Annotated in this window: 17 protein-coding genes; all 17 read right to left on the bottom strand. The window is 37.0% G+C overall.

The window, feature by feature from the left end; all coding sequences use genetic code 11:
- Positions 1-524: 524 nt before the first annotated feature.
- Positions 525-1,478: a PhoH family protein gene (locus tag BLR36_RS04945; protein WP_093060613.1), complete on the bottom strand. Its 954-nt coding sequence runs from the start codon at positions 1,476-1,478 to the stop codon at positions 525-527.
- Positions 1,475-2,581, bottom strand: a complete 1,107-nt coding sequence (locus BLR36_RS04940; RefSeq protein ID WP_093060612.1) for a sporulation protein YqfD — start codon at positions 2,579-2,581, stop codon at positions 1,475-1,477. Before BLR36_RS04940 ends, BLR36_RS04945 begins: the two co-directional genes overlap by 4 nt.
- The gene (locus tag BLR36_RS04935) at positions 2,578-2,820 is read right to left on the bottom strand and encodes a hypothetical protein (RefSeq protein ID WP_093060611.1); all 243 of its coding nucleotides are present in this window, start codon (positions 2,818-2,820) and stop codon (positions 2,578-2,580) included. The genes BLR36_RS04940 and BLR36_RS04935 overlap by 4 nt, the downstream gene beginning before the upstream one ends.
- Before the next feature lie 50 nt (positions 2,821-2,870).
- A complete protein-coding gene (locus BLR36_RS04930; protein WP_093060610.1) occupies positions 2,871-3,308 on the bottom strand; it encodes a hypothetical protein in 438 nt (145 codons plus the stop codon).
- 22 nt (positions 3,309-3,330) lie between these two features.
- Positions 3,331-4,329 carry a flotillin-like protein FloA gene (gene floA / locus BLR36_RS04925; protein ID WP_093060609.1) on the bottom strand — a complete coding sequence of 333 codons (999 nt, stop codon included), beginning with the start codon at positions 4,327-4,329 and terminating at the stop codon, positions 3,331-3,333.
- Positions 4,326-5,597 carry an NfeD family protein gene (locus BLR36_RS04920; RefSeq protein WP_093060792.1) on the bottom strand — a complete coding sequence of 424 codons (1,272 nt, stop codon included), beginning with the start codon at positions 5,595-5,597 and terminating at the stop codon, positions 4,326-4,328. The genes floA and BLR36_RS04920 overlap by 4 nt, the downstream gene beginning before the upstream one ends.
- Before the next feature lie 318 nt (positions 5,598-5,915).
- On the bottom strand, positions 5,916-6,089 hold the full coding sequence (gene rpsU / locus BLR36_RS04915; protein WP_016426884.1) for a 30S ribosomal protein S21: 174 nt from the start codon (positions 6,087-6,089) through the stop codon (positions 5,916-5,918).
- A gap of 115 nt (positions 6,090-6,204) precedes the next feature.
- Entirely contained in the window at positions 6,205-6,876 is a 672-nt protein-coding gene (gene deoC, locus BLR36_RS04910) for a deoxyribose-phosphate aldolase (protein ID WP_093060608.1), read from the bottom strand.
- 122 nt (positions 6,877-6,998) lie between these two features.
- On the bottom strand, positions 6,999-7,157 hold the full coding sequence (locus tag BLR36_RS18720; RefSeq protein WP_175453958.1) for a hypothetical protein: 159 nt from the start codon (positions 7,155-7,157) through the stop codon (positions 6,999-7,001).
- Positions 7,158-7,240: 83 nt separating this feature from the next.
- Complete coding sequence (mtaB, locus tag BLR36_RS04905; protein WP_093060607.1) at positions 7,241-8,581, bottom strand: tRNA (N(6)-L-threonylcarbamoyladenosine(37)-C(2))-methylthiotransferase MtaB; 1,341 nt, start codon at positions 8,579-8,581, stop codon at positions 7,241-7,243.
- Between the two features lie 15 nt (positions 8,582-8,596).
- The gene (locus BLR36_RS04900) at positions 8,597-9,337 is read right to left on the bottom strand and encodes a 16S rRNA (uracil(1498)-N(3))-methyltransferase (protein WP_093060606.1); all 741 of its coding nucleotides are present in this window, start codon (positions 9,335-9,337) and stop codon (positions 8,597-8,599) included.
- Between the two features lie 11 nt (positions 9,338-9,348).
- Positions 9,349-10,293: a 50S ribosomal protein L11 methyltransferase gene (gene prmA / locus BLR36_RS04895; RefSeq protein WP_093060605.1), complete on the bottom strand. Its 945-nt coding sequence runs from the start codon at positions 10,291-10,293 to the stop codon at positions 9,349-9,351.
- Between the two features lie 14 nt (positions 10,294-10,307).
- Positions 10,308-11,429: a molecular chaperone DnaJ gene (gene dnaJ, locus BLR36_RS04890; RefSeq protein WP_093060604.1), complete on the bottom strand. Its 1,122-nt coding sequence runs from the start codon at positions 11,427-11,429 to the stop codon at positions 10,308-10,310.
- A 158-nt stretch (positions 11,430-11,587) separates the two neighbouring features.
- The gene (gene dnaK, locus BLR36_RS04885) at positions 11,588-13,414 is read right to left on the bottom strand and encodes a molecular chaperone DnaK (RefSeq protein WP_093060603.1); all 1,827 of its coding nucleotides are present in this window, start codon (positions 13,412-13,414) and stop codon (positions 11,588-11,590) included.
- A 39-nt stretch (positions 13,415-13,453) separates the two neighbouring features.
- Positions 13,454-13,996, bottom strand: a complete 543-nt coding sequence (gene grpE / locus BLR36_RS04880; RefSeq protein ID WP_093060602.1) for a nucleotide exchange factor GrpE — start codon at positions 13,994-13,996, stop codon at positions 13,454-13,456.
- Between the two features lie 15 nt (positions 13,997-14,011).
- Positions 14,012-15,049 carry a heat-inducible transcriptional repressor HrcA gene (gene hrcA, locus BLR36_RS04875; RefSeq protein WP_093060601.1) on the bottom strand — a complete coding sequence of 346 codons (1,038 nt, stop codon included), beginning with the start codon at positions 15,047-15,049 and terminating at the stop codon, positions 14,012-14,014.
- Positions 15,050-15,144: 95 nt separating this feature from the next.
- Positions 15,145-16,278, bottom strand: coding sequence for a radical SAM family heme chaperone HemW (gene hemW, locus BLR36_RS04870; RefSeq protein WP_093060600.1), 1,134 nt, complete (start codon positions 16,276-16,278; stop codon positions 15,145-15,147).
- Between the last annotated feature and the right edge of the window lie 41 nt (positions 16,279-16,319).

Here is a 16,319-nt window from a genome sequence, read left to right as displayed (position 1 = left end):
CGCCGACCTGCGCTACAATCCATCATAACCTCTGTTATATAAGTAAAGTTTCAAACAATATCAGTTAAAATGAAAGTCTGTCCTTTCCATTTATCATTGGACTACATTCCTAATTCGTAATATTACCGGTAATTAGATGATTATTTAATAAAAATTTGTCCAATTTTTATATGGTAAGGATAAACTATGCCAAATCTATTTGTGTAGTACCACACATTCATTGATTGTAGTGAAAGGTGGCGACTCCTGTGGGATGAGTGAGACAGATGAGCTATCACATCGACGCGTGTGCTGTGGTGATAGCTCATCGCTCAACCCACGGAGGCCAACAGGATGTTGGTCACGAAGGCGTTGCCACATGAGGTGGCGCTCTTAGCCTTTGTCCCCCACCTGAAACGGAAATCATAGCATTTTTTATTCTAGTCTCCTTACCCCGCGTACGAGACATTTTTATATACTTTCTTATCTTTAACAAAGAAGCAACCGTCTAAATATAGACCGTTGCTTCTTTTTGGTTTCCCATATTATTGTTCTTCATATGCTTGAATAATTTTAGCTACAAGTGGGTGACGAACTACATCACCTTGCTCTAAATACTGAAAATGTATTCCTGCAACATTTCTTAATATTTTTTCTGTAACGATTAAACCGGATTCTGCCCCTTTTGGTAAATCTATTTGAGTTTTGTCTCCTGTAATTACCATTTTAGAACCGAATCCAAGACGTGTTAAAAACATTTTCATCTGTGCTTTTGTCGTATTCTGAGCTTCATCTAAAATAACAAAAGCATCGTCCAGCGTACGACCACGCATATAGGCTAGAGGTGCAATTTCGATTGTCCCTCTCTCCATAAGTCGATCTGTCTGTTCTGTTCCTAATACATCATGCAGTGCATCATATAATGGTCTTAAATAAGGGTCTACCTTTTCTTTTAGGTCTCCTGGTAGGAAACCTAGACTCTCGCCTGCTTCGACTGCAGGACGTGTTAAAATGATTTTTTTCACATGTGCATTTTTTAGCGCCTGAGTTGCCATCACTACTGCTAAATATGTTTTTCCAGTACCCGCAGGTCCAATACCAAAAGTAAGATCTGAATGTCGGATCCCTTGGATATACTCTCGTTGTCCAATTGTTTTTGCTCGAATCGCTTTCCCCTTTGTATTTCGGGCAATCTCTTCATCGTATAAACTAGAGAAATATTCAATGGTTCCATTCAAGCTCATTTCAATTGCAGAAGTTACGTCGCGCAAATTAATATTAATGCCTTTACGAATAACTGCCAATAGTTGAGTCATCAACTGTCTGGCTTCATCCACATTTTTTTCTTCACCAATAATTTGTATTTGTTCTCCTCTAGTAATGAGTTGAACTTTTAGCTCTGCTTCAATTAATTTAATGTTTTTATCCGAGATGCCAAGCAGCATAACAGCTTCGGCTGGATCTTGCAAATTAATGTCTAGTTGTTTATGTTCGCTCATGCTTCGTCTCCTTGGGGTATAACATGTGGTATTGCAATATTTTCATTTATTAGTAAAAGAATCTTCCCTTTTACTTTATCATCTTGTATTGATACCTGTAAAACTTTATCTTCTAATAATTGTGTTCCAGCGGGTAATTCTTTCAAAATTTTTTGAAAAAGTAGCGGACGTACGAGACGTTCAATAGATTCTTCTGTTAACGAATAGGTAACTTGATGATTCTTTTGAACATAACCAGCCTGAACATATTTATTAATTACAGCAGGTAATTGTATTTCTTTCCAAAACAACAGTTTGTTATCCGCTTTTTTTTGTATCACCAATTCACTTGAGTTCGGATTAGTGACGGCAACTTGCGTTGGAAGCTCAAATGATAGTTCAATCCAATAACTGGCATATACTTTTCCTTCTGCGCTAGTAATAATCCTTTTGTTTCCCTGTGTTACAAAGCCTTTTACTAACGTATCTCCTTTTTTTACAGCAATATTCTTTTCAACCGCTCTCTCACCTTTTGTTAGAGAAAAATCTGTTATTACTCCACTTCTCTTTGCTACTAAATTCACTGCAGGTGCAACCACAAGCTCTTTTTCTGTTTGAGGAGGCGCAAGCATAGGAGAAACTGTAAAAGTAGATCCCGATTTTGAAAAATGTACCCAAGAATACTCTTTATGTTTTAATAATATATTTTGGCGTATCTCTTGCTCCGCTGGAAGCCTAGAGACAATCATTCTTTCTTTAATACCCATTTCTTTTAATTGTTCCGTTAGCATGATGTTACTTTCTGGTGAATCCGAATCAATTTGGATTGTCCATATAAATTGTGCAAATAACACGGGAATGATAACAAAATAGAATACACCTAAAACTGATCCAGAGTACAAAGAAATAGTACTTTCTTTTAATTCATCCTCTAACTTAATAGGCAATTTCAGTTTTTTTCTCACTTTGCGAAAAGCCTTCAAATCCTTCGCTTTAATGGAGAAAACAATATGGTCATCGTTTGTATGAAGCTGAAATACTTCGATATTATGCTGCTTTAAATTTTGATAAAGTGTAAATTGATCTGTGGAAATTGGAGCTTGTATTTTGATAAGACGCCTCATACCGTTTTTTCCTTCCTCGTTAAATTAAAGAATTGAAGATTTTGCACATGTAGATGAAGCCTATCACTAGACATGGATTTTATGTGCAAGCTTTCCGCCTGGATTTCTAAAACAAATTGGTCATACGTACAAACAATACTATTTTCTTTTAAACGCACTAACGAGAATTCATAATCCAATATGATATCATCAAAGCTATCTACCATAATACTCGCATGGAGTGGAAATAATTGCTTCACAAAAAACACCCCTTTACATGAATTTATGCATGTAAAGGGGTGTTCATGAGTTATCTTTTAGATTTTGGTGGAGCGAGTATTTCAGAGAAAATAATTGCTTTGATTAATTCGTCCTCATTACGAGGTAGCAAATTGTTAACTACTGGAGAAGATTTTAACCTCTCTGCAGCGTTTTCCTGATGAGTACTCAATCTACCTGGAGCTCTAGCCACTCCTTGATCACGTTTAACTTCTCGCTCAATTTTTTTTGCTTTTACAGGCACTTCAATTTCCTTCACGACAGGAGGCTTAGCTTTCATCTCCTGCTGTCTTTCACTCGTAAACTGCTTGGCAAAATCACCTAACTCTTTAAAGGGATTTTCAGAAACAGTTTTGCGCATTGGAGTGCTGTTTACAGGTTTTTCAACCCGTTTATTGTCAGGTTCTTTCTTATTTTTAAAGAAAAGACTAAAAAGTGCTGCGATTATTATAGGAATGAAAGCTTCCAAGGAGATCGCCTCCTTTCCGCTATTATTTTAGCTCGTCAGTAGAAGGTTTATCTCCGCCGACTTTACTAATAGAATCTCTCATACCAGTATCTGCTTTGATATTATTGTAATTCATGTAATCCATCACACCGATATTACCTTCACGTAGTGCTTCAGCCATTGCTAATGGTACAGCAGCTTCGGCCTCTACAACTTTCGAGCGCATCTCTACTACTTTTGCTTTCATCTCTTGTTCAGATGCTACAGCCATTGCACGACGTTCTTCCGCTTTTGCCTGTGCAATTTTTTTATCTGCCTCAGCTTGCTCTGTTTGTAATTCAGCACCGATGTTTTTACCTATATCAACATCCGCAATATCAATCGATAGAATTTCGAATGCAGTCCCAGAATCTAGTCCTTTTGCTAATACTGTTTGAGAGATTAGATCTGGATTTTCTAATACTCTTTCATGACTTACACTAGAACCAATCGTAGAAATGATTCCTTCACCAACACGGGCAACGATTGTTTCTTCACCAGCACCACCGACTAAACGGTCAATATTCGCACGAACTGTAATACGTGCTTTTGCTTTAACTTCAATACCGTTCATCGCAACACCAGCGATAAATGGTGTTTCAATAACTTTTGGATTTACTGACATTTGAACAGCTTCTAATACGTCACGACCTGCAAGATCGATTGCTGCTGCTCTTTCAAATGTTAGCTCAATGTTGGCACGATGTGCAGCGATTAAAGCATTTACAACTCGGTCAACATTACCTCCAGCTAAGTAATGACTTTCCAGTTGATTGATCGCAACATCAAGTCCAGCTTTATGCGCTTTGATCAATGGATTAACAATACGCGAAGGAATAACTCGACGTAACCTCATCCCTACTAATGTGAAAATACTAATTTTTACTCCTGCTGCTAATGCTGAAATCCATAGCGTGATCGGGAAAAATGTAAAAAATACCGATAGTACTATAAATGCCAATACAATAACAACGATTAAAGTAATGGTTGATCCTGTAATCATTCTGTTGCCTCCCCTTCTACTGCTTCTCGTACAACTATACGAGAGCCTTCTACTTTAATAATTTTAACCTGTTTGTCTTTCCCGATAAAACTTCCATCAGAAACTGCATCAATTCTTTCATTATCAATACGTATAGTTCCAGAAGGTCTAAGTGGTGTCATTGTCACCGCTAGCTTTCCAACTAATTCTACACGATTTTTATTGGAAACATACCCTTTTTCCGTAGTTGTCGCATCCGACAAAATAACTTTGTTCAATACTCTTAGTCCCTTACCAAAGAACTTCATAATAATCACCATTCCCACTATAGCTACTGATAAAGCAATAATAACAGCGATAATCATTTGCTCAATATCGCCACCAGCTAATACTATACTAACAATAATAGCCGCCGCCCCTAATATACCACTAATTCCTCCGGGCAGGAAGAACTCTGCAATAATAAGTAATATACCTATTATAAAAATGATTATCGTTTCATAACCAGCAAGTCCTGCAACTAAATGACCAAAAAAGAATAGAACTAACGAGATAAGACCCATTGTACCAGCAACACCAAATCCTGGTGAGTAAAGCTCAACGATCAATCCTAAACTTGCGATCGATAACAGGATTGGTACGACGATTGGGTTCGTAATAAACCGAGCAAGAGATTCCATAAAGGTCTCTTCTGTTTCAACTACTTTCGCTCCCGCTAAGTCAGTTACTTCTAGTAACTTATTAAATGAAGTTACCGTTCCTTCCGAGTAGCCAACTTTTAGAGCTTCAGCTGAAGAAAGCGTCAATAATTTTCCAACAGGTGCTCTATATTGAGGTAAATCTACAGAATCATCTGCCATCGCTTGCGCGTAGATAGGATTTTTCCCGGTTAGCTCGGCAGCATTTATCATTTTTGCTTTCCACGCACTATTTGCTTTCTCGCCTGCAGTATTACCACTGCTCTCAATGACAGCAGCCGCACCAATTGTTCCACTTGGTGACATATAAATCTCGTCTGTATGAAGCGCTAGATATGCACCAGCTGATAAAGCTTCTGAGTTTATATAAGAAATTTTACGAATCGAAGTAGAGTCCAATAAATTAGCAATTTTTTCTGCAGAATCTACAAAGCCACCAGGTGTATTGATATCAAAAATGATTGCATCTGCTCCAGCCTCTTCTGCTTCATCGATTGAACGTTTTAGAAAAGCATACAATCCTTTTTCAACCTCTTTATAAACAGGTACTTTATAAACTACGGAAGATTGTGCTGTAAAAACTGGAATCATTATTCCAAATGATAAGAGCAATAAACAAAGAGAAATCACATAACGGGACAATTTCACCACTTAACCTCCTTTCCACCATATGTATACTCCTATTTACGAAGGAGCTATGAAAAAGTTTCAATAAAATAAAAATAAACCGAGAAAATAAATTTTCTCGGTTTACATAATTGTAAATGTTAATCATAAAGTACGTGTTTTGAACGCAGGGATAATTGGGATAAAGTACCACTTACGTTAACGTGCAGCTTCTGATTTCTTTTTACGTTTCCGCTCAGGTTTTAGAAACCATAGCATCGAAGCATTGTAAATTTAAATTTATTAGAATTTACGTTTACGGGCAGCCTCAGATTTCTTTTTACGCTTTACGCTTGGTTTTTCATAAAACTCGCGCTTTCTTACCTCTTGAATTGTACCACTTTTAGATACAGTACGTTTGAAGCGGCGAAGAGCATCTTCAAGCGATTCGTTTTTACGAACGACAGTTTTTGACATCTCTTTTTCCCTCCCTCCGAACACACGTCAAGCACATAACCTAGTGCTATGTACTAAAAAATTATACCGTATTGTAAAGACTTGGTCAATACTTTAAGATAAATTTTAACTTAAATTAATAACTAGAATTACTTTCCAACCCTTTTACAATTTCGACTCCAGAACTTGCACCAATTCTTGTAGCTCCAGCTTCTACCATTGCTTCAACATCAGCAAGATTTCGAACTCCTCCAGATGCTTTCACTCCTAAGTTTGGTCCAACCGCTTCACGCATTAATTTCACTGCTTCCACTGTCGCTCCACCTGTTGAGAAACCAGTTGAAGTTTTTACAAAGTCTGCACCAGCAGCTTTTGATAATTCACTAGCCTTAGTAATTTCTTCATTTGTTAACAAACAAGTTTCTAAAATAACTTTTACAATCGCTTTATCTTTTGCAGCAGTTACTACCGCTTCGATATCTTTTTGTACTAAGTTATAATCTTGGTCTTTCAAAGCTCCAACATTTAATACCATATCAATTTCATCTGCACCGTTTTCAATCGCATTTGTAGTTTCAAATGCTTTAACAGCTGATGTACTTGCTCCTAAAGGGAATCCAATCACAGTACAAACCTTCACTGGACTTTCTTTTAGTAGCGATGCGCTTAGGTTAACCCATGTAGGATTTACACACACAGATGCAAAAGTATACGTTTTTGCTTCCTCACATAGTTTTTCGATTTGGTTTTTAGTAGCGTCTTGTTTTAGTAATGTATGATCTATTAATGCTGCAATATTTTCAGTCATTTTCATGCTCCTTCCGAGATGTACGTACCTCTTAATAATACCCATAATGATAGGTAAAGCGCAAGTGCATTGCTTGTTTTAATTAATAATTAAGTTTCATTTACTTTAAAGTTAAAAAGATTTCATTCTGAACTATTTAATTTCTCATGAATTTGTTCAAGTAACTTAGTTTGAACCTTCATCTGTTTCACTAGTGTAACCATAAACCAAATAATAAAAATGACCGGAACGAAATAAAATAAGAAGAGTAAACCTGGTAATAAGGCTGTTAATGTTTCCAATATAAAACCTCCCATTTATTTTCTCTAATCATGTCTATTTTATACAAAAAAACCGGTGAGATATTAATCACCGGTTTTAATCTTTATACTAATTCTTCAATTTCGTCTAACACCCGTACGAATTGTCCTTCGTTGTATGGATAGCCTGCTTTTGTAATTTTCACGCGGACTAACTTTCCTATTAATTCTTCAGATCCAGGGATAACAACCTTTAAGTAATTATCAGTATAGCCTTCCACCATTTTAGCTGCTGAATCTAGTTTAGAAGTTTCCTCGGGGATAATCTCAAGTACTTCTCCCTCAAATCTTGAAGCATACTCAACTGCTAGCTGATCATTTAATGTGATTAATCGATGAACCCGTTCATTCTTTACATCCTCGTCTACTTGGTTTTCCATTCTTGCTGCAGGTGTTCCCGTACGTTTTGAGTATGGGAATACATGTAGCTCGGAGAATTTTTGATCACGTATAAAGTTGTACGTTTCCATAAATTCTTCCTCTGTTTCCCCTGGGAAGCCAACAATAACATCCGATGTAATAGCCAAATCAGGCAAAGCAATTCTTAAACGGTCTAATCGATTCGCAAAAAACTCCATTGTGTATTTTCTACGCATCCTTTTCAAAACAGTATCTGAACCAGATTGAATCGGAATATGGAGATGTCTCACAACAATTTTAGAGTCCCTTAGAACATCGATTACTTCGTCTGATAATTGGCTTGCTTCAATCGAGCTTATACGAAGTCTTTTTAGTCCCTTAACGTTGTTTTCAATATCTCTTAATAATTGTGCTAGATTATAATCCTTTAGATCTTCTCCGTACCCACCTGTGTGGATACCCGTAAGAACTATTTCCATATAACCAGCATCTACTAATTGCTGAGCCTGCCTAACAACCTCTTCTGGATCTCTTGAGCGCATAAGGCCACGTGCCCACGGAATGATACAGAAAGTACAAAAATTATTACAACCTTCTTGGATTTTCAAGGATGCACGAGTTCTGTCAGTGAATGAAGGCACGTCTAATTCTTCATACACCCGATTTTTCATAATATTGCCCACGGCATTAATTGGTTTACGTTCAGTTTTATATTGTTGAATATAATCCAACATTTTAGTACGTTCTTGCGTACCAACTACGATATCTACTCCTGGTATTGCCATAATTTCTGCAGGTGAGGTTTGTGCGTAACAACCAGTTACACAAATAACAGCATCTGGATTTTGACGAATAGCACGACGAATAACTTGACGACTCTTTTTGTCTCCTGTATTCGTTACTGTACATGTATTTATAACATATACATCTGATTGTTTTTCAAATTCTGTACGACTATATCCATTTTCTTTGAATAATTGCCATATAGCTTCTGTTTCATAGTGATTTACTTTACAACCTAACGTATGGAATGCAACGGATGACAAGTTCTCACACCTCTTTCATTCATATTCATAAGAAATTGCTGACAGCGCATATAACGGTGCAGTTTCAGTTCGAAGAATCCTAGGTCCTAGCGCAATTGTCTGAAAATCATTTTCTAATAATAGCTTTATCTCGGCTCGATCTAGTCCACCTTCAGGACCAAATACGATTAATATCGATTGTTTATCATACACTTTTTTTAATTGATCAGCAAATTTTTGTCTTTCCTGAATCTTAGCATCCTCTTCATCCGCAACATATTTTACGTCGAATGATTTAGATATGTCTATAAGTTCTTTTAAAGAGATAGGATTATGTATTTCTGGAATATGAGAACGATGAGATTGCTCAGCTGCTTCTTTAGCAATTTTTTGTAACCTAGCAACTTTTTTATCGTTTTTAGATTTATCCCATTTGACAATAGATCTTTTTGCTGCAAAAGGAAATAATTCGTACATACCAAGTTCTGTTGCCTTTTGCGTGATCAGTTCAAGCTTGTCACCTTTTGGAAGTCCGCAAACAAGTGAAATATTAAAAGGCATTTCATTTGTTTTGGCATGGGTTGCTTTTTTAGATAAAAGTACAGCTTTTGAATTACCTTCTATAATTTCCATCGTATATGTTTGATTATTTACCACAACAAAAACTTGATCACCTGGTGACATGCGCATCACTTGAATCATATGATGCGCATCGTCTCCGGTAATTGTCAAAGTATTATTTTCACTTATAGGTTCATTTGTAAAATAACGTTGCATGACAATCTCCTTTATTTAACAGGTTTTCTAGAAATGATTGTTACCCAATCTTCCATCATCATAACTTCTTCGATTTCAAATCCTGCTTGCAGCAATGATTCTCTTACATCTTCTTTTTTCGTTGCAATGATTCCAGAAGTGATGAATAATCCACCGTCTTTTACAATCGAGAATGCATCGTTTGTAAAAGTCATGATTATTTCTGCCAATATATTGGCTATAACAATGTCAGCCTGTTCATTCACATTATCTAGTAGATTGCCATGTGTTACTTGCACAATATCGTCTACTTTGTTTAAAGCAATATTTTCTAAAGCAGATTTCACTGCTACTTCATCTAAATCTAGAGCATGAATTTTAGATGCACCTAGTTTCGCAGCACCAATAGAGAGCACTCCAGAACCAGTACCGACATCGATAACACTCGAAGCGGGTTGTACTGTTTTTTCAAGAGCTTGTAGACACATGACGGTTGTCGGATGTGTTCCAGTTCCAAACGCCATTCCAGGATCAAGCTCGATGATCAATTCATCTGTATTCACTCTTTCATAGTCTTCCCAAGTTGGCACGATAGTAAAGCGATTGGAGATTTTTACCGGATGATAATACTTTTTCCAAGCAGTTGCCCAATCTTCTTCATCAACCTGTTGGACTGTGACAACATTATGTCCTAGATCTATATTGAATTTTGTTAAATTGTTGATAGCAAGTTTGATCTCTTCCACTGTTTCTAATAAAAAACTGGTTTCTGCTAAATAAGCTTTTACGCGTACGCCATCTACTGGAAAATCATCTGGGTTTAAGCTATAAATTTCACCAAACACATCTTCTCGTTCTCTTTCTAATTCATCTGAGTCTTCGATAACTACACCACTTGCACCAGCTTCATGCAAAATATTGCTTACAGCTTCAACCGCTTCATTTGTAGTATGGATGGATAGTTCAGACCATTTCACTTGCGCCAACTCCTTTATTCGCCTTTTAATGTCTTTTTGATCTTATCAAATAATGAACTACCTTGCTCTTCAGGAATATCTCCACTGATTTCGGCAAATTCACGTAGCAATTGTTTTTGTTTTTCTGTTAACTTTTTCGGAGTAATTACTTTAACAATGACATGTTGATCTCCAATTCCATATCCATGTACGTTTTTAATCCCTTTTCCTTTTAAGCGGAAATTCGCTTGAGATTGAGTTCCTGCTGGAATTTTAAGTTTTACTTTACCTTGTACTGTTGGGACTTCAATTTCGTCTCCAAGAGCTGCTTGAGCATATGTTAGAGGTAACTCATAATAGATATCATCGCCATCTCGCTCAAAACGTGGATCTGCTTTGACACGGAACACAATATATAAATCTCCAGCTGGACCACCGTTTACACCCGGTTCTCCTTGACCACTAACCCGTAGTTGTTGACCATCATCAACACCCGCTGGTATTGTGACCTTGATTTTTTTGCGTTTGTTAACTGTTCCTTTACCATGACAAGTTGCACATTTATCTTTAATAATTTTTCCTGTACCTTGACAATGATTACATGCACGTTTTGTTTGTACACGACCGAATGGCGTATCCTGCGTCACATTTACTTGACCATGTCCATTACAGTGCGAACATTTTTCTGGTTGTGTACCTGGTTTTGCACCTGAACCCGAACAAGTTTCACAGTTTTCTTCTTTAGATATTTCTATTTCTTTTTCCTTACCAAACACAGCTTCTTCAAACTCGATAGTCATCGAATATTGAAGATCATTTCCTTTTCGTGGAGCGTTCGGATCACGTCGTCTAGAACCGCCACCACCAAAGAATGAGCTAAAGATGTCTTCAAAGCCAAATCCATCTGCACTACCGCCGAAACCACCAAATCCTTGGTTAGGACCTGCATGACCAAATTGGTCATAGGATGAACGTTTTTGCTCATCACTTAATACTTCATATGCCTCGGAAATTTCTTTAAATTTATCTTCTGCTCCTGCTTCTTTGTTAATGTCAGGGTGATATTGTTTCGAAAGCTTACGATATGCTTTTTTTATCTCATCTTGAGTTGCGCTCTTAGAAACACCAAGAACCTCATAATAATCACGTTTATTCATCTTTCACTCTCCTGCTCTGTTAACTTGCACATAGGAATAATTGTACCATGTAAAAAATCCTAATAGCAAAACTTTGAAAATTAAAACATCCAATTCAGTAAGAAAAGCCAAAGCCGGAACCGGTCTTTGACTTTTTGCTTACCGAGACTTCAACAATCTTACTTGTCTTTATCGTCGTTTACTTCTTCAAATTCTGCATCTACTACACCGTCATCCGATGCTCCAGCTTGGTCTGCATTAGCTGCAGCATCCGCTTGTGCTTGTTCATACAACTTCATTGTTAGCTGTTGTACAATTTCATTTAATTTATCTTTTTTCGTTTTGATGTCTTCTAAGTTTCCAGCTTCTAAAGCAGCTTTTAACTCTTCTTTTGCATCTTCAGCAGATTTTTTCTCTTCTTCAGACACTTTATCTTCTAAATCTTTTAATGTTTTTTCAGTCATAAATACTAATTGATCCGCTTCGTTTTTCACTTCAGCTTCTTCTTTACGCACTTTATCCGCTTCTGCATTAGCTTCTGCTTCTTTTACCATACGTTCGATTTCTTCGTCAGAAAGCGAAGAGTTCGATTGGATCGTAATATTTTGTTCTTTTTGTGTGCCTAGATCTTTCGCTTTAACATTTACGATACCATTTTTATCGATATCAAATGTTACTTCAATTTGTGGAACACCACGTGGTGCTGGCGGAATATCCGCTAGTTGGAAACGTCCAAGTGTTTTGTTGTCTGCAGACATTGGGCGTTCACCTTGAAGTACATGAATATCTACTGCAGGTTGGTTGTCTGCTGCAGTGGAGAATGTTTGTGATTTTGATGTAGGGATTGTCGTATTACGCTCAATTAGCTTTGTAAATACGCCACCCATAGTTTCAATACCTAAAGAAAGTGGTGTAACGTCAAGAAGTACAACGTCTTTTACATCTCCAGTTAAAACTCCACCTTGTACTGCTGCACCCATAGCTACTACTTCATCAGGGTTTACACCTTTATGTGGTTCTTTTCCTGTTTCTTTCTTAATCGCATCTTGTACTGCTGGAATACGAGTAGATCCACCAACAAGAATTACTTTATCGATTTGAGAAGCAGATAATCCAGCATCCTTCATCGCTTGACGAGTAGGTACCATAGTACGCTCTACTAAATGAGCAGTTAAATCGTCAAATTTCGCACGTGTCATTGTAACTTCTAAGTGAAGCGGTCCTGCTTCTCCTGCAGTGATGAACGGAAGTGAGATTTGAGTTGAAGTTACACCAGACAAATCTTTTTTCGCTTTTTCAGCAGCATCTTTTAGGCGTTGAACAGCCATTTTATCTTTAGATAAGTCAATACCATTTTCTTTTTTGAATTCTTGTACTAAGTAATCGATTAATACTTGGTCAAAGTCATCCCCACCAAGACGGTTATCTCCAGCTGTTGCAAGTACTTCGAATACGCCATCTCCAAGCTCAAGAATTGATACGTCAAATGTACCTCCACCTAGATCGTATACAAGAATTTTTTCATCGTGATCCATTTTATCTAAACCGTATGCAAGAGCAGCTGCAGTTGGTTCGTTAATAATACGTTCTACTTCAAGCCCAGCAATACGACCAGCATCTTTCGTAGCTTGACGTTCTGCATCATTAAAGTAAGCAGGAACTGTGATTACTGCTTTCGTTACTTTTTCACCTAAGTATTCTTCCGCAAATCCTTTTAAATATTGAAGAATCATTGCAGACACTTCTTGTGGCGTATATTCTTTTCCTTCAGCCGTTACTTTTTCGTTAGTACCCATTAAACGTTTAACTGATGCGATTGTATTTGGATTTGTAATCGATTGACGTTTTGCAACTTCCCCTACTTGTTTTTCTCCGTTTTTAAACGCAACAACAGATGGTGTTGTACGGTTACCCTCTGGATTTGGAATTACTTTTGGTTCTCCACCTTCTAATACAGATACACATGAGTTTGTTGTTCCTAAGTCAATACCAATAATTTTAGACATTTAGTTTTCCTCCTAATATATAACTAGATATTCTATTATTTATTCATTTACTTTGACCATTGAAGGTCTTAATACACGGTCTTTTAACTTATACCCTTTTTGAAGCTCTTGAAGCACTATACCAGATTCTTTCGAGTCATCTTGCTCTTGCATTACAGCTTGGTGGAAGTTAGGATCAAATGCAACACCTTCAGCTTCGATTTGTTCCAACCCTTCTTTTTTAACCGCTTCTAGCAAAGTGCGATAAACCATATCTACTCCCTTAACAATAGAAGCTGCTTCCTCTGAAGTTGTTTCCACTGCAAGTGCACGTTCAAAATTATCAAGCACAGGAAGAATGTCCGTTAATACGGATTGAGCACGGTATTTAAAATCCGAAGCTTTATCAAGTTGAACTCGACGTTTATAATTTTCAAAATCAGCTCTAAGTCGGATTAGCTTATCTTGCTCTTCGTCCAGTTGCTGTTTAGTTAGAGTTAGTTCATCCACTTCTTCTACAGCTTCCTCTATCTGTTCAGGCTCTTCTTGGGTATTATCTTTTACTTCTTGCTCTTCTAAGTTTTCATCTTTAATCTCTTCCATTGTTTGCAACTCTCCTTATCCATAATGCCCATGTAATATTCTTGATAATTCCTTAGACAAGTCACTACTCATAACATCCAATAATGACACAACTCTTCGGTAATCCATCCGTGTTGGACCAATAATTGCGATGGAACCCATTTGCTCTTCACTGATGCCATAAGATGCAGTAATAACACTACATCCTTCCATGGCAAGATCATTGTTTTCTGAGCCAATCCGAATTTGAATGCCCTTTTTATCCATATGGAATATACCAGGAATTTGGTTTACATGATCCATCCAATTCATAATACTTCGTGCTTTTTCTACATCATTAAATTCTGGTTGGTTTAATATTTGCAGCTTCCCACCATAATACACTTTGTCTTCATGCTCTATATTCAACGCTTTGTTAAGCGATCCAAAGAGATTATTTAGACGACCGTTATTTTGCTGCAAAACGGTCATAGTAACCGCTTCTAGCATTGCAGGTAGCTCATGCAAATATACTCCTACTAGACGTTCGTTGATCAAATTGACCATACGTTCGATATCAGATGCCTGAAAGTTCTCAGGGATAGAAAATACACGATTCTCAACATGACCACTGTCTGTAACGATTATAGCTACGGCAGAATCATTGGAGAGAGGTACAATTGAAAACCGCTTTACACGATGTTTTCTCACATCTAAGCCTAACATAATAGAGGTATAATTCGTTAGCTCCGATATTATTTCAGCGGATTTACGAATTATTTGCTCCGTCTCCAGCTTTCTTTCCTCAAAAATGGAACGAATTTGTTTAATCTCATTCTGCGAAATTCGTTGTGGAGTTAACATATTGTCGACATAATAACGGTAGCCTTTTTGCGAAGGCACGCGACCAGACGAAGTATGCGTTTTTTCTAAAAAGCCCATTTCTTCTAAATCTGCCATTTCGTTTCGAATAGTAGCAGGACTAAATGGTACTTCCTCCTTCTTCGAAAGCTGACGAGATCCAACTGGTAGAGCGGTATCGATAAAATCATCTACCGTTACTTGCAATATTAATAATTGCCTGTTTGTTAGCATGATTATCACCTCTGTTAGCACTCGTTCAAAGAGAGTGCTAATACTCATATAAAACTTATCAAATCTACAGAAAACTGTCAACGATTTCGCTTTAATTATTTCAGGAAATGTTGAAACACTTCATTCCCCATAAACCTTCCACGTGTAGTCAGCCTCACAAAATTATTTTCTAGGACTAATAATTCCTTTTGAAGTAAATTATCTAGTTCTTTTCCGTACACTTCTCTAAACGTAAGATTATATCTTTCCTCAAACTTTTCAAGAGATACGCCTTCATTCTTTCTTAGCCCTAAAAACATTTCTTCTTCCATTTTCTCCACTTCTGTAACTTCTTTTTTCATCATTAGAGGCTTGTCCTCTAAATCAATGGTTTGCATATATTTTTTCAATGGTCCGTGATTGGAATATCTTACACCACCCACATATCCATGTGCGCCAGCACCTAATCCAATATATTCATCATTGTTCCAATACAGTAAATTATGCTTCGATTCTTTTCCTTCATACGCAAAATTACTGATCTCGTATTGAGAATATCCATGACTTTTCATTTCTTCTAAAAGGTAGCTATACATCTCTGCCTCTAAATCTTCACCAGGAAGAGATAGTTTTCCCTTGGAAAGAAGATTATAAAAAATTGTTTTCGGTTCTACTAATAAAGAATAGGCCGATATATGAGGGATTTTTAAGCGGAATGCTTCTTGCAATGATGCTTTCCATTGGGCCATTGTTTGGTTAGGAAGACCATACATCAAATCAATGCTTATTGATGGGAAATTAGTTTGTTTGGCATATTCAATAACTTCATAAACATGATCATTAGAATGCGTTCTACCTAATACTTTTAAAAGCTCCTGATCGAAGGTTTGCACACCCATGCTTAAACGGTTTACACCAAACTGTCGCATCTTCTGCATTTTTTCGAGTGTCAGTTCGTCTGGATTAGCTTCCGATGTAAACTCTCTAACATGTTCCATTGGTATATGTTGATGAATTAACCATAACAATCGATCCAATTGTTCTACAGTTAAGGAGGTTGGTGTACCTCCACCAATAAATATTGTTTCGATCTCTGCTTTTTCTAAATTACTTTGCCACAAAGCCATTTCTTTTCCAAGTGACTCGATATATTCATCTACTGGTTGATTGTGAAAGAAAAACTTATTGAAATCACAGTAATTACAAATTTGATGACAGAAAGGAATATGTATATATACGCCTCGTACCATTTCTATCCCTACTTTCCTTTATAAAAGAAAAAGGAGGCTGC

Origin of the sequence: Psychrobacillus sp. OK028, assembly GCF_900103605.1 — a bacterium.
In the GTDB taxonomy this organism is placed as follows: Bacteria; Bacillota; Bacilli; order Bacillales_A; family Planococcaceae; genus Psychrobacillus.
Note: the sequence above shows the minus strand (reverse complement) of the source record. Positions and strands in the feature narration are given on the sequence as shown.